Origin of the sequence: Streptacidiphilus sp. MAP12-33 (assembly GCF_041261265.1) — a bacterium.
GTDB lineage: Bacteria > Actinomycetota > Actinomycetes > Streptomycetales > Streptomycetaceae > Streptacidiphilus.
Genome location: NZ_JBGCCA010000060.1, coordinates 19,779 through 32,591, shown reverse-complemented (window position 1 = coordinate 32,591; position 12,813 = coordinate 19,779). Strand labels below are relative to the sequence as shown.

At 68.2% G+C, this 12,813-nt stretch carries 13 protein-coding genes; all 13 read right to left on the bottom strand.

What is annotated here, in order from left to right; all coding sequences use genetic code 11:
- Window positions 1-1,228: 1,228 nt before the first annotated feature.
- The gene (locus tag ABH931_RS38280) at window positions 1,229-1,786 is read right to left on the bottom strand and encodes a nitroreductase (protein ID WP_370124351.1); all 558 of its coding nucleotides are present in this window, start codon (window positions 1,784-1,786) and stop codon (window positions 1,229-1,231) included.
- Window positions 1,774-2,646: an aldo/keto reductase gene (locus ABH931_RS38275; RefSeq protein ID WP_370124349.1), complete on the bottom strand. Its 873-nt coding sequence runs from the start codon at window positions 2,644-2,646 to the stop codon at window positions 1,774-1,776. The genes ABH931_RS38280 and ABH931_RS38275 overlap by 13 nt, the downstream gene beginning before the upstream one ends.
- Window positions 2,643-3,365, bottom strand: a complete 723-nt coding sequence (locus ABH931_RS38270) for a hypothetical protein (RefSeq protein WP_370124347.1) — start codon at window positions 3,363-3,365, stop codon at window positions 2,643-2,645. Before ABH931_RS38270 ends, ABH931_RS38275 begins: the two co-directional genes overlap by 4 nt.
- Entirely contained in the window at window positions 3,362-4,840 is a 1,479-nt protein-coding gene (locus ABH931_RS38265) for a flavin-containing monooxygenase (RefSeq protein ID WP_370124353.1), read from the bottom strand. Before ABH931_RS38265 ends, ABH931_RS38270 begins: the two co-directional genes overlap by 4 nt.
- 247 nt (window positions 4,841-5,087) lie before the next feature.
- Complete coding sequence (locus ABH931_RS38260) at window positions 5,088-5,393, bottom strand: helix-turn-helix domain-containing protein (protein ID WP_370124345.1); 306 nt, start codon at window positions 5,391-5,393, stop codon at window positions 5,088-5,090.
- The gene (locus ABH931_RS38255; protein WP_370124343.1) at window positions 5,390-5,851 is read right to left on the bottom strand and encodes a helix-turn-helix domain-containing protein; all 462 of its coding nucleotides are present in this window, start codon (window positions 5,849-5,851) and stop codon (window positions 5,390-5,392) included. The genes ABH931_RS38260 and ABH931_RS38255 overlap by 4 nt, the downstream gene beginning before the upstream one ends.
- A gap of 812 nt (window positions 5,852-6,663) precedes the next feature.
- Window positions 6,664-7,419, bottom strand: coding sequence for a hypothetical protein (locus ABH931_RS38250; RefSeq protein WP_370124341.1), 756 nt, complete (start codon window positions 7,417-7,419; stop codon window positions 6,664-6,666).
- Window positions 7,419-7,670, bottom strand: a complete 252-nt coding sequence (locus ABH931_RS38245; protein WP_370124339.1) for a DUF6213 family protein — start codon at window positions 7,668-7,670, stop codon at window positions 7,419-7,421. Before ABH931_RS38245 ends, ABH931_RS38250 begins: the two co-directional genes overlap by 1 nt.
- A complete protein-coding gene (locus tag ABH931_RS38240; protein ID WP_370124337.1) occupies window positions 7,667-9,931 on the bottom strand; it encodes a Mucin-19 in 2,265 nt (754 codons plus the stop codon). Before ABH931_RS38240 ends, ABH931_RS38245 begins: the two co-directional genes overlap by 4 nt.
- Window positions 9,931-10,206 carry a helix-turn-helix domain-containing protein gene (locus tag ABH931_RS38235; RefSeq protein ID WP_370124335.1) on the bottom strand — a complete coding sequence of 92 codons (276 nt, stop codon included), beginning with the start codon at window positions 10,204-10,206 and terminating at the stop codon, window positions 9,931-9,933. The genes ABH931_RS38240 and ABH931_RS38235 overlap by 1 nt, the downstream gene beginning before the upstream one ends.
- Before the next feature lie 72 nt (window positions 10,207-10,278).
- Window positions 10,279-10,863: a hypothetical protein gene (locus ABH931_RS38230; protein WP_370124333.1), complete on the bottom strand. Its 585-nt coding sequence runs from the start codon at window positions 10,861-10,863 to the stop codon at window positions 10,279-10,281.
- Between the two features lie 109 nt (window positions 10,864-10,972).
- On the bottom strand, window positions 10,973-11,122 hold the full coding sequence (locus ABH931_RS38225; RefSeq protein ID WP_370124331.1) for a hypothetical protein: 150 nt from the start codon (window positions 11,120-11,122) through the stop codon (window positions 10,973-10,975).
- A 279-nt stretch (window positions 11,123-11,401) separates the two neighbouring features.
- Complete coding sequence (locus ABH931_RS38220) at window positions 11,402-12,283, bottom strand: alpha/beta fold hydrolase (RefSeq protein WP_370124329.1); 882 nt, start codon at window positions 12,281-12,283, stop codon at window positions 11,402-11,404.
- Window positions 12,284-12,813: the final 530 nt, after the last annotated feature.

Here is a 12,813-nt window from a genome sequence, read left to right as displayed (position 1 = left end):
GGCTTTGAATTTCCTTCGGAAATTCTGGGTTGGGGGTGGCAGTGCGCCGCTTCGGGCGCTTTGTTGGTGTGTGGTTTGTGGTGGGGCCGGCCGCCATCGGCGTCCGGATGGTGATTGGGGATATACCAGACCGTTGGTCAGGGATCAGTTGCTGGCTGGGGCAGTGATAGGGTGCGGATCTGGTGACGGGTGGTGGATGTCTCTGGCGGGGGCGGGGCCTACGGCCTTTCGGGAATTCCTTACGGAATTCCCCGCGAGTGGATTCCCCTTCGGGGAATCCGTGCGTGTTGCTGTCGAATTCCCTTCGGGAATTCTTGGTTGGGCGGCTTTGAATTTCCTTCGGAAATTCTGGGTTGGGGGTGGCAGTGCGCCGCTTCGGGCGCTTTGTTGGTGTGTGGTTTGTGGTGGGGCCGGCCGCCTTCGGCGTCCGGATGGTGATTGGGGATCTCCCTGACCGTTGGTCAGGGATCAGTTGCTGGCTGGGGCAGTGATCGGGTGCGGATCTGGTGACGGGTGGTGGATGTCTCTGGCGGGGGCGCGCCTCCGGCGCTGAAATAGCATTCCGGCATTGGTAATGCTACGAAGATTTAGCGACCGATTCATAGCGGGCTGGAAGGAATTCATGGGCGATCCGCGCGGTTTTCCAGGAAATCGCCCGGTTCGCACTCTATTGGGCGGCGAGGGAACTTCTCCGCTTGGTTATGCGTCGATTTTCGGAAGTCCTCCATCGACCAAAACTGACTTTATGTCAGTTGATCACTCTTCGTGATCTTGCTGTTCGCCACTCCCTGCGCTTCGCCAAGGGGCCGCAAGCCTCACAGCGATGAACTATCCATTTCTATAACGTTCTTGACGGCCTACCGGGTGCTGTCGCGCCTCACTGCTGACGCGACGGCAGAGCGATACGGGAGGAAGCGCGGCACGCCGACGCACAGTCCATGAATTCGGGCAGCCCCAGACGGGGCCCTGGACGACTCCAGGTGAGCAGCCGGCCTTCGGCCGGAACCAGGCGCAGCATGTGCTCCGCTGCGCACAGGAGCAACTGCGCCCAAGCCGGAACGGGACAGGTGGCGCAGCCCGTCAGGGACCGGGCCGAATCGTGGAATGTGAGAACCGAAGCATCCGCACTCAAATCGGTCAGACGAACTCTCCGCAGCTGGCACAGCTACACACCGGCGAACAGGGCCACAGCCAGCGCCGCAGCAAGCTACGAAGGTACCGACGGCCGTCAGCGCGATGGGGCTTGGGCGAGAACCGAGACGCGGTTGCCGACGTCGGCCAAAGGCCGCCGAATCGAGCCGCCCTGACCGTCCGGGGTCCCCACGTAGAGCCACCCGAGGAGTTGCTCGGAGTCGGTCAGACCGAGCAACGAACGCACAGCCGCGGACTCCACGGCTGTGCCTGTACGCCAGATGCTGCCGAAGCCTCGGCTGTGCAGGAGCAGCATCAGCGACTGCGCCACTGCACCGGTCGACGCCAGTTGCTCCCATTCGCGGACCTTGTGGCCCGACGACGGTGTGAACACCAGCGTCGCCAGCAACGGTGCGCGCAGCGCCTTGGCCGCGCTCTGGTCGCGGCGGTGGTCGGGGGCGTCGGCGGCCAGGGCCGTGCCCAACCGTTCACGGGCGCGATCGCGCAGCAGGATCCAACGCCAGGGGCGCAGTCGGCCGTGGTCGGGGGCATGAGCGGCGGTGGCCAGAAGCTGGGTGAATTCGTCGTCGGTGGGGGCCGGCTCGCACAGTGTGTGTTCGCTGCGGCGGGTGAGTACGGCCGTCATGACGTCCATGTCTGACCTTTCGTCGGGGTCGGTCGGTAATCCTCGTCCTCGTCCCCCCGATGAGGTTGGGCGGAGCGAACCAGATGGGCGGAGCGGACGAGATGGGCGGAGCGGACGAGATGGGCGGAGCGGACGAGATGGGCAAGGTGGTCGGGGCGGGTGGTCCCCGGGATCGGTACGACGTGGTCGCCCAGAGCGAGCAGGGCGGGCAGGATCTGTGATGCGTGGGCGGCGAGTTCGCCTCCCCCCAGGGGGCGGTAGGGCACGAAGGCGATGCCGCGCGTGCGGCACAGCTCCAGGACCGGGTCGCCTGGGTCCAGGCGGCGCAGCCGGTTCTGGACGGCGGCGATGGCGGTGACCGCCAATGCGCGGGTCAGCTGCCCCGTGTCGACGCCGGACAGGCCGATCGCGCCGACCAGCCCCTGGTCGCGCAGCTCGGTCAGGGCGCCCAGCTGGTCGGCCAGGGGCACCTCGGGATCGACGCGGTGGAGGTAGCACAGCGGCAGCCGGTCCACTCCCAGGCGGCGCAAGCAGCCATGGACCGCGACGCGCAGACGCTCGGGGCGGCCCGAGGGCGCGTAGCGGCCCGGGCCCGGGCGAACAAGACCGACTTTGGTCGCGATCAGCAGGTCGTCCGGATAGGGGTGCAGGGCGCGGCGAATGAGGTCCTCGACGGTGTGTGGGCCGTAGGCGTCGGCGGTGTCGAGGTGGCGCAGACCGTGGGTATGGACCGCCTCGCGCAAAACGCGGATCCCGCGTTCGGGGTCGTCGAGCAGACCCCAGTTGCCGGGGCCGGCCAGGGGCATCGTGCCCAACCCCAGACGGGGAACCCGGTGCCCGGCCAGGCTCACAGTGTGCGGGCTGGTCATGCGGCTACAACAGGCCCGACGCCGGGCACCGTGGCCGCGGTGGGCTGCTGGTCTCGGGCGTGGAACACAGTCAGCAGGCGGTGCGCGATCTCCGCCGGGGAGTGATCGTCGGTGGACAGCACCGTCCAGCGAGGGTCCTCACCGATGATCCGCAGACTGAACGTGTCAAGGTCAGCAAGGCGGTCCAGGTGATGGCGCAGGTAGCTGTTAAGGCCGTGGGTGTCACCGTCGCGGCCGCCGGCACGGCGCCGACGCTCGGCGGGAGCACAGGTGAGATAAGCCTGGACGGTGAAGCAGGGTGCATGGTGGTCACGCCAAACAGACGCGAGCAAGCCCTCACCAGGGTTGAAGAACTCGTTGCTGCAGTACTGGCTGAACCAGTGACGGTCCTGAACCAGAATCGGGCCACCGGCCCCGGCAGCGTACGGGGTGGCCGCAGCCAGGACGCTGTCGATGAGGGTCTGGGCGGACTTGAGGGTATTGAAGCCGCGCAGGAGCTCGGGATCGGGGAACCGGCCGGAACCAGTGGCACGGACAGCGGCTTTGGCCTCGCCCTGCAACTGCCGCACCACCGGATCGTCACTAACGTGACAATGGCGGACCGCGACATCGCAGCCATGGGCACGCAGGAGCGAGGCCAGCGCGACGGCGGTGCTGGACTTCCCAGCGAAGTTGAGCCCTTCCAGCAGGATGCCTCGGATGATCGGGTTGCCGTTCACACGCGCTCCTCATCTGCCATCGCGGACGTAGGGACAAGGGCCGTGGCGGCTGTGCCGGCAGCCCCCGCAGTACGAGCCGCCCCCGCAGTACGGGCTGCGAGGCGGTCCAGACGGCGAGCCGTACCGGCCAGAACGGTGGCGTAGCGGTCATGGTCGACACGCAGTCCCCCGGGGCTGTAGCGGCGACGCGCAGCACGGTCCACAATGCTGCGCGCCGCAGGAGCACCCGCACGGGCAGCGGCCCGAATGTAAGAGACCACCAGCCGGGCCTGGTCGTCGAAAAGCCACCAGGCACCGCTGTCGGGCTGCACCATACCGACCACGAAAAGGTCGTCCCGATCGCAGGTGAACGCGTGCAACGGGAATCCCGGGCCGCCACCGGCCTGGCCCAAGCGCGCGTAACGGTCGGGCAGAAACGGCAGGACGGCCCGGTACCCGGTAGCGCAAACCACGACATCAACCCGCTCACCAGTCCCATCGGCAAACCGGACCCGGCCCCCCTCGAAGGCACTAACGGCAGGCTTAGGACGGACGTGACCATGCGCGACCTGGTGAACAATCTCGGAATTCAGCACCAGCCGGCCACCAAGAAACCCACCCACAGGTCGCGGCAGCCCAAAGCGCGAGACATCACCGAAAACACAACCCACCATCAGGCGACGCAACAACGCCCGAGTCCAACGCGGAGCGTGCCAGCGCACCAACTGTTCCAGGACCTCATCGGTAGGACGACCCAGGAAAAACTTGGGCAGGAACCAGCCCCAGGAACGGACCGAGTGAAAGGTCCGCACGGCCGTGCGAGCCGATTCAACGGCAATATCACAGCCGGAATTACCGCCACCCACCACCAGAACACGACGGCCCTGAAACAGAGCCGGAGTGCGGTACTCGCCGGAGTGAACAACCGTACCGGTGAAGGTGTCCAAGCCAGCAGGCCAGTTAGGCTCCCAGTGGTGGCCGGTAGCCACCACGATCCCCCGATAACGGGTACAGCAACCGTCAGCGAAAGTAACGTCCCAACCCAGACCCGTGAGAGCCGGCGTGGCAGTGACGACCTCCACACCGAAACGAATCTTGTCGATCAAACAGTACGTACGGGCATAGTCGCGCAGATAACGCAGGGCCTGCCCGTGGCTAATGTAGTCAGGCCAATGATCAGGCATCGCAAAACCACGGAACGCCGCCAACCGCTTGGACGAAATCAGCGTAGTAGAACGGTACACCGAACCACCAACACGGCCATAACGCCAAATACCACCCAACCCGCCATAACGTTCCACAATATCAAAATCCAGACCAGCATCACGAAGATTCTTCCCACAAGCCAACCCAGCCGGCCCAGCACCGATAACGAGCCAGCGACCCTCACACACAGGCACCCGCACAGACACAAACCCAGACACAGAAGCAGAAGCAGAAGCAGAAGCAGAAGCAGAAGCGGGCAGAGACGGAGACGGAGACGGGCCGGCAATCATCACATCCACCCCAACCCGACCACCCGCACCGGGCAACGCACCCGGCAACGCACCCGGCAAAACCAAGCGAAGGCGGGACGGCCCAGAACAACAACACCCTTACAACAACCCACCACACCACGAGTGCACGAGACGTTCATGGGAGCCGCGGATGCCTCGGATCAGATGTACTTCTCGTTCATCTGATCCGAGGGTAGGAACGTGTGAGGGGCTGCCCACCTGGTGGGCAGCCCCTCACACACTGCGCTCAGATGGCGCGACGCATCGGCACCACGGTCTGCTCGCCGAGAGCCTGGGGCGAGAGCCGGAAGTAGGTGATGTGCGCGAACTTCTCGGACTGCTCGAGCCAGCCGGCCTCGACGAGTTGCTTGCGGATCCGGCTGAACACGGTCGGGGTCATGCCGAGCTGCTCGGCGAGGTCCTGGCCGGTCTCGCGGACGACGCCGCCACGATCGCTGTCGGACAGCGCGTAGAGCATGACGACCAGGCGCTGGGCCGGGGTGAGGTCGTGTGTCCGACGCAGGAGGGCCTTGTAGTCGCTCTTGCTGGTCATCGTTGCGGCTCCTCCCAACGCTCGTGCGCGGGTGTGTCGGTCCAGCCCGGGATGTCGGGCGGGTTCCAGGATTTCACGGCTTCGCGTTGCTCGATACCCGGGCCGTGGAAGGCGATGTACGGGCTGATGCTGTACATCCTGATCCGCCCGATCTGCCCGGTGTTGACGATGATGCGGTGCTTTGCGAGCTTGCGCAGCATGCGGCTGACGGAGTCGGCGGTCATGCCGACTTCCTCGGCGATGGCGGTGGCGGTCATGTTGACCGGCATCATGCCGGGCGGTGTGGAGCCGATGAACCACAGGACCAGGAACTTCTCCGCGGGCGTGAAGGCCTTTGAGGAGCAGATCGCGCGAACTCGGCGCTTGTCGGCGGTGGTGTGCCAGCCGCTGTAGAGGTACGGCGCTGTGGGGACGGTGTTGCCGACCTCGTCGACGACCCGCCGCAGGGCGCGTGCCACTGGGTCTCCTCCGTTCCCGCCATGGATCGACTTGTGGTGGATGTGATCCGGTTCAGAAACCGGGATTGATGAACGGATCGTACATGAGCTGGTGAGTCATGAGGGGCACAACACACGCGTGTCGTGTGGGTGTCTGATGGTGCGTCCGCAGCGTCATGGGTCTTGGGAAGAGTGCTGTTCAGCGGCCTTCTCCTGAACTTCTGGTGCATCTGATGGGTTTCTAGGATCGGGTTGAGACGACCGTAGGAACGGGTTACCCGTTCCTACGGTCGTGTTTGCCGTTCTCACGATCGCCTTGATTCCGGCGTTTCCGCAGCTCACAGCCGTATCTGCTCGGTGCGCTCTTTAAAGGACGTAGGGGGTGGCGAGGTGAGCTGGTGACACTTCCCCTTCGACCTGACGACAAGCCATGACGGGGATGCAAGTCCCCGTGCTGGGCGTTCCCTGCTAAGTCGTCGCTGAGGCTCCTGATGTCGGACGTTCAGCCGAGTGGTCCTGGGGCAACTGCCCAGCGCGGCCGCCAGGCCGCGGCGGTGGGCGACGCGGAGCTTGCGACGCGTTGCCCAGGGCAGGCGGCAGGGGCTAGGGGGTTCGGGGGAGCGCAAGCGTCCCCCGAAAGGAGGGGCGGTCCAGCGCGCCCTAGGCGCTGGCGGGGGTCCGGGGGCAGCGCCCCCGGGTCGTGACCGGTGCCGTGCCGGCCGTCGTGCGGAAGGCCAGTTCTTGAGGGGGAGATCGAGGGGGAGCGTGTCGGGCGTTACGGGGAGCAGGCAGGGGCGGACGCATCGGTGCGCCCGCCCCTGTGTCGTGCCCGCTCAGCGCTCTTGGCGGGGTTTCCATCCGCGGATCTCGAGGTGGGTGATGTCGGCGTCGGCCTTGAGGCGGCCGGTGCCTACCAGCCAGTTCTTCACTGCGGCGGCGACGTCGCCGCCAGCTGCGTCGACCTTGGCCTGCCATTCGGTAGCGGCGAAGCCGGACTCGCCGGTGCCCGGGCCGAGGCTGTTGCCGTAGGAGCGTTCCTCGGTGCCGTCCTTGCGCTGGACGACGCCGCGCCGAATACCGGGTGAGTCCTTGGGGCGGCCGGCGTCGTAGACGAACGCGCTCTTCTTCGCCCGCACCGAGAACGCGATCTTCCCGCCGACCTCGGCCTGATCCGCGATCACCGGGCGCAGCCGGGACGCGCCGGAGGCAATGTGCTGCTTGGCGGCGCGGGCCATGGAGGAGCGGTGAGTGTCGCCGACGACGTTCTTGGTGCGCACCCGGGCCTTGCGGCCCCCGGCGGTGGTGCGTCGCTTGACCAGAGCCCCGGCGACGTCGCGCAGTTCGTCGGGGGTGGTGGCAGCCCCGATCCGCATCGCCTCCACAGCACGCTGGAGGGCGGGCACGAACGCGGCGCCCTTGTTCTTGGTGAAGAACTGGGAAACAAGCGACGGGTCACGTCCGAGGATGTGGCCGACCTGGCGCTTGGTGTAGCCGGCATCGAGCAACTGCTGGGTGAGCTGAGCGGCCTGGTTGAGCTGCGGGGCGGGGGGCGGGGTGCCGCGGCCGCCGCGGCGTCGGCGTGGGGGCACTACCGCTCACCGCCTTCCGGGTTCGGGCGGGTGCGGGCGATGCATTCGACGTCGAGCTGGTCGGCGACCTCGAGGAGTTCGTCGACCAGGGCGTGGACGGTCCCGGTGTCGAGCGCGGCGGTTTCCTCGCCCCACGTCCGCCAATGCGCGGCGAGGCGGCGCAGCAAAGTGGTGACCTGCTGCGCCGGAACGTACAGTTCGCCCTCCGCGTCGCGGGCGACGCCAACGGTCATCGGCAGGGCCTCGCTCACTGGCTCGCCTCCAGGTCGGCGGTGTAGCGGGCGCGGCCGGCGGCCTGCAGGGCGAAGAACTCCTCGTCGGTGCCGGGCGCGGCGACGGGCTCGGGGATGCGGCCCTTGAGCAGGTAGTCGCCGGGCTGCCCGTGGTAGGGCCATGAGGGTTCGACGGTGGCGTAGATGGCGTCGGTGCGGAACGCCACGATCGACCCCGGCGGCAGGTGCAGCGCGCCGACGGAGACGTTGTCCTCGCGCATCCGTGTGGACAGCAGGGCCGCTCGCGCGCCGGACCAGACTCCGGCTGCCCATTCGGGGTGGGCGTACGGGTTGCGGGAGAACCCGGACTCGCCTTGCCAGGTGACGTGGGTGTCGGACATGCCGATGATCTGGGCCCCGTCCGGGATGCCCGCCTCCATGCCGATCGGCACCTGGCCGGTGACGGTGTTGGGGCGCTGCGCGAATCCGCCGATCCCGAAGAGCAGGATGCTGCGGACCGCGCGGGAGGCGAGGGCTGCGGCCTGTCGCTGCCTCGGATCCATGTGGATCTCCGACATGGCGCGCAGTGAGCCCCACACGTCCTTCAGCTTCGTCGACCAGTCCTTCAGTGGGGTGCCGGTTTCCCACAGGAGTCCGTCGAGGATCTCGATCCGCCACGGTCCGAGCGCGTTGCGCAGCGCGAGGTTGACCTCCGCTCCCCCGGCCCAGGTGGTGAACGTTCGGCCCGGCTCGTTCGGGTAGGCCCATGCCTTGTCGCCGGTGATCGGCGCAGGCAGCAGGCCGACGTGCTGCCAGCCCTCCGGCACCGTCACCCGGATCTGCCAGTGCGACGGGGCGAACAGCGCGTTGGTCTGCTCCTTCTCCGGCATGGCGGCAAAAGCCTGCGCGGAGACCCGCTTCGGCTCGCCGACGCCCGAGCTCCAGCAGTGCTTCGCGTAGGCGAAGGTGCGGTCCAACTCCACCCACCCCGGCAGCTGCGCGGGCACGCGCGGCGGGGTGAGCAGCTCGGTGCGGCCCTGCCCGGCCGTCGCGTGCAGCAGGCCGCGGACCTCCTCGGACATGACCGGGTAGCCCTCGGCCCAGCGTGCGCCGGCCTTGGACGGGATGGTGCGCGACCACAGGTCCCGGCCGGTCTGGGAGGGCGATCCCATCAGAACGACGTCGGACCACTGGTGACGCAGGTTCTGCCACAACAGCACGAACGCGTCCCGGACCACCGCCGGGTCGGCGCCGGCCGGGTCGAACCACTCCCCCACGCTGCGGATCTCGCAGTGCTGGTCACCACGCTGCCACCGCCCCACCGGGCGGCGCTCGTGCACCAGGTGACCGGCCATCCGGTCCTTCCCTCGTGAGGACTCCACCGTCCAGCCCTCCGGCAGCGGCCCCGCGAGCCACGCCGCGACCGCGTCGCGCAGGTACGGGTAACGCTCCGCCTCTCGGTGCCACGGGTCGCCTGCGGTGACGTAGATCCGCTCCACTGACGCGGGCACCGCGGCGTAGACGGCGGTCAGGATCTCCCCCACCGACCCGGACCCGAGGTCGACGCGGACCTGCTGGTCCCGGAAGACCAGCACGCCGGTGAGGGTGTCCAGGAACGCCATGCCGCGCACCTGCTGGGTGAAGTTCGGGCGCTTCGAGGACAGGCCCGGCGTCGGTACTGTCCACCGGTCCCCCGCCGCTCCCTCCGGGATCGACGGCAGTGTCCGGTCCTGCCCGGCGCCCGCCGAAGCCACCGCCGAGGTCGGCTCGGTGGCCGGTTGCGTCAGGCCGACGGCCGCCTCTACCGCGGCGGGCTCTCCGGGTGCGGGCGCGACGTCGGCGGCTGGGGTCTGCTCCTGCTCGCCATCGTTGGAAGCGGAAGCGGAAGCGGAAGCGGCGGCGGCGGCGGGGGCGAGGGTGGAAGCGGGGGCGGTGACCTCCGTTGCGACCGCTGCGCGGCGCAGGTCCGGGGCGAGTGCGCCGACGGGTTTCTCGGGCGCCTGTGAGGGCGTCTGCGCCGCGTTCTCGGGGAGGGTGGTGCCGACGTCGGCCTTGCTCGTTTCAGGGGCTCCTGTGGGCTCCTGGGGCCCTAGGTGAGGTGCCAGCACGACGATGTCCGCCACGGCCAGGCCCGCAGCCGGGGCGAGCCGGTCCGCGTTCGCCTTGGCGTAGCCGCCGAGCTGGACGACCAGCTTGTCCCGCTCCGACTCGAGCGCCACGAGCTCCTTCGCGAGCTCCTTGATGTCGTCCCGCATCCCGCGCAGCTCGGCGAGACCGGCGTTGTAGGCCTTGGCGTCCATCACTCCCCCTGCGTCGGGTTGTCGGCGAGTCGGGCGGCGATCTGCCGCAGCAGGTGGGCGTAAGCGGCCCGCTGCGGCGGGCGGGGCTCGGTGCGCCCCTTCTCCCATGTCCAGACCGTCTCCACGCGCACGCCGAGCGCATCGGCGACCTGGCGCTGCGTCAGTCTGGCGGCCTTGCGCAGGCGCGCCCGCTCGGCAGGTGCGGGCAGGTCGTGTTCGTTGTCCTCGGCGAGCAGGGCGTCGACTGCGTCGATCAAGGGCCGGGCGTCGGGCATGCGTGGACCTCCTTCCTGGGCAGCATAGTCGAATCTAATGTTTTATCTAGTTACGGATCTAATCGCTGATGGCTATTCGAGTCGCTTGTTCGCCGACCGGCTCTCGCCCTCGGCGGGGTCGGACTCCGGCCTGTCCTGGGCGCGACCGAACCCGCCCTTGATCTCGCCCATCACCATGCTCGGCAGATCGCGGAACTCTGCAGCGCTCAGCCCGGTGTGGGACACCAGCTCACGATCACCGGACCTGTGCCCGAGGAGGGAGAACGCCCACTGGCCGGAGTCGTCCACCCAGACCTCGAACTGCCTGTTTCCGTAGCTGAAGTGCACGGCTTGCGCGCCTCCGGCCTGGACCACCTCGCCCTGCAGCAGCTGTGCCAGCTGGTCGAAGCCGGACCCGAGCGACTTGACCGGCGCCGCGTACGAGACCGCCAGGACCGACGACAGCGGTCCCGCCACCATCCCGTCCTCCTCCTCGAACTCGAAGCCGTCGCCCCCGGTCGACCGGATGGGATTTGGTTCCGCGGACCCTGCAGGCACCACTGGGTCGTGCTGGCTGAATTCGAGGACGTCCAGGCGGAACGAGCCCGGAACGATCACATGCCAGCCGTCGGCCAACAGCACGGCACGCACCGCGCTCGTGTTGATGCGCAGGCTCACGCCCGACCCTCCACTCTTCCCGCGGGCCGGCCTGTTGGCCTCCACCCGCTCCCGCGCCAGGCCGTGGACCCGGCGCTCCTCCATTGCCCGGCGCACACGCCCGGGCAGTTCATGGCTCGGAACCCGGAGCTTCGGCCGCTGCCACCGGCGGTTCCTTGTGGACCGTGTACACGTTGCCGCGCCGCGTGTGGTTCTGGCCGTAGCGGTAGGTTTCGACGTCCACGAGCATCAGCCGCTTCAGCTTGCCGGGGTTCGTCACCGGAGCCAAAACCATGCTGGGGTAGCCAGTGCCCAGTGCCCAGAGGCCACGGCTTCACGCGGACGATCAGGGCGGCTCCCGGCTTTGTCCACGGCGGAAGCGCAAACGTCACGGGTGCATTCTTCTCTGCACGGTCGCCTTCGAGAGCGGTTGACGCGCCCGATGCCAGGGTCGGCAGGATGCCGTATCCGTGGTGACGGTGGTTCATCTGTGGCGTCACATGGGCAGGGTTCGCAGGCGCGGTCCGGTGGCTGCCTGCCCGCGAACCGCAGTCCTCGTCTACGGTTTTAGGCTCGTCAGCCACTCGTATGCCTCGCGGCGGTGGTCGTCCTCGATCGTGGTGTGGTCCTCGTCGGGGAAACACGCCTCGATCCCAGGGACGAGCTTGGCGAGCTGACGACCGTGCCCGACAGGCATGTTCCGGTCCCCCACCCCGTGCCACAGCCGCACCGGCACGCGAATGTCGGCCAGGTCGACGCCCCAGGGCTCGATCAATGACACCCAGTCGTCCCAGTAGCCCTGGTCGCCGTTGCGCAGGCTCTCGCGCACGTCCGCGGCCAGGTACTCGGCGACCTCCCGGCTGTGCGCGTCGTCCTGCTCCGCCAGGTCGCCCCAGCGTTCCAGCCAGCCCTCTGTGTCCGAGCACCTCGCCAGGAACGCCTCCGCGTCCAGCCGCCAGTTCGCCCGTGCGGTCTTCCGGTCGGTGAAGTACCGCTCGAATTCTTGGCGCCCTGCCGCCGACCAGCCCTGGGCATAGTCGAACTCCTCCGGTGCGTATGGAGCTGGCGACGCGAACACGCAGGCGGCGACAACCCGCTCAGGCATGGTCGCCGCGCAAGCCAGCGCGTACGGGCCACCCCCGGAGAAGCCCCACACGGCGAACCGCTCCAGCCCGAGCCGGTCAGCGATCACGCCCGTCTCCACCGCTGTGTCCACCACCCTCCGCTCGGGCGCCGCCGCGCGAGGGCCGTATCCGGGCCGGTCGAAACTCACCAACCGCAGCCCGAACCCCCCTGCCATCCGGGCACCAGGCCCGAACAACAGCCGCGACCCCGGCGACCCCGGATGAACGATCACCCCCAACCCGTCCTGCGGCCCGGCATCCTCCACGACGACCTCGCCGTGCAGCGTCTCCATTACGTGCGTGCGCATCTCTGACATGGCGCCGTTGGTAACAGGGACGGATCACAAGCCGCGACCGAATTACGCGCCCAGGCACCTGGCCGTCACCGTCGAGTCCCCGCGTTGCCGATGGTGTTGTCCGCGGACAACACCACCAGCGTGTTGGTCGGGCCCTCGGGTGTTGTCCGCGGACAACACCGAACGTTGAGGCGGACTGGCTGGCGAGTCGGTCGGCGACCAGCTGGTCGAGTTCGTCGAGCTCGTCAGGCTGCAGGTTGGCGACCAGCAGGTCGGCGAGCGAGCCGAGGTCGGGGAGGTGGGGAAGGGCGCGTGGTGCTGGCGGTGTCGGCGGACCGTCGGACCATCCCTGCGGGTGTGTTGTCCGCGGACAACACACCCGCAGGGATGGTCCGACCTCGGTTGGTGTTGTCCGCGGACAACACGTGCTCTTCCCACCTTCTGGGAGACCGCAGCTGCCTCCCCTGGCCAGCACGGTCAGCGTGCCACCTCTGGGACGAGGGTCAGCGCCGACAAAGCCCCGAGCACGCTGCGGCGCCGGGCTGTCCGTG

Excerpts from the sequence above, each read along its gene's own strand:
- ABH931_RS38260 (WP_370124345.1), bottom strand. The coding sequence starts at position 5,393 with ATGACCAGCAAGAGCGACTACAAGGCCCTCCTGCGTCGGACACACGAC.
- ABH931_RS38265 (WP_370124353.1), bottom strand. The coding sequence starts at position 4,840 with ATGATTGCCGGCCCGTCTCCGTCTCCGTCTCTGCCCGCTTCTGCTTCT.
- ABH931_RS38275 (WP_370124349.1), bottom strand. The coding sequence starts at position 2,646 with ATGACCAGCCCGCACACTGTGAGCCTGGCCGGGCACCGGGTTCCCCGT.
- ABH931_RS38220 (WP_370124329.1), bottom strand. The coding sequence starts at position 12,283 with ATGTCAGAGATGCGCACGCACGTAATGGAGACGCTGCACGGCGAGGTC.
- ABH931_RS38235 (WP_370124335.1), bottom strand. The coding sequence starts at position 10,206 with ATGCCCGACGCCCGGCCCTTGATCGACGCAGTCGACGCCCTGCTCGCC.
- ABH931_RS38280 (WP_370124351.1), bottom strand. The coding sequence starts at position 1,786 with ATGGACGTCATGACGGCCGTACTCACCCGCCGCAGCGAACACACACTG.
- ABH931_RS38240 (WP_370124337.1), bottom strand. The coding sequence starts at position 9,931 with ATGGACGCCAAGGCCTACAACGCCGGTCTCGCCGAGCTGCGCGGGATG.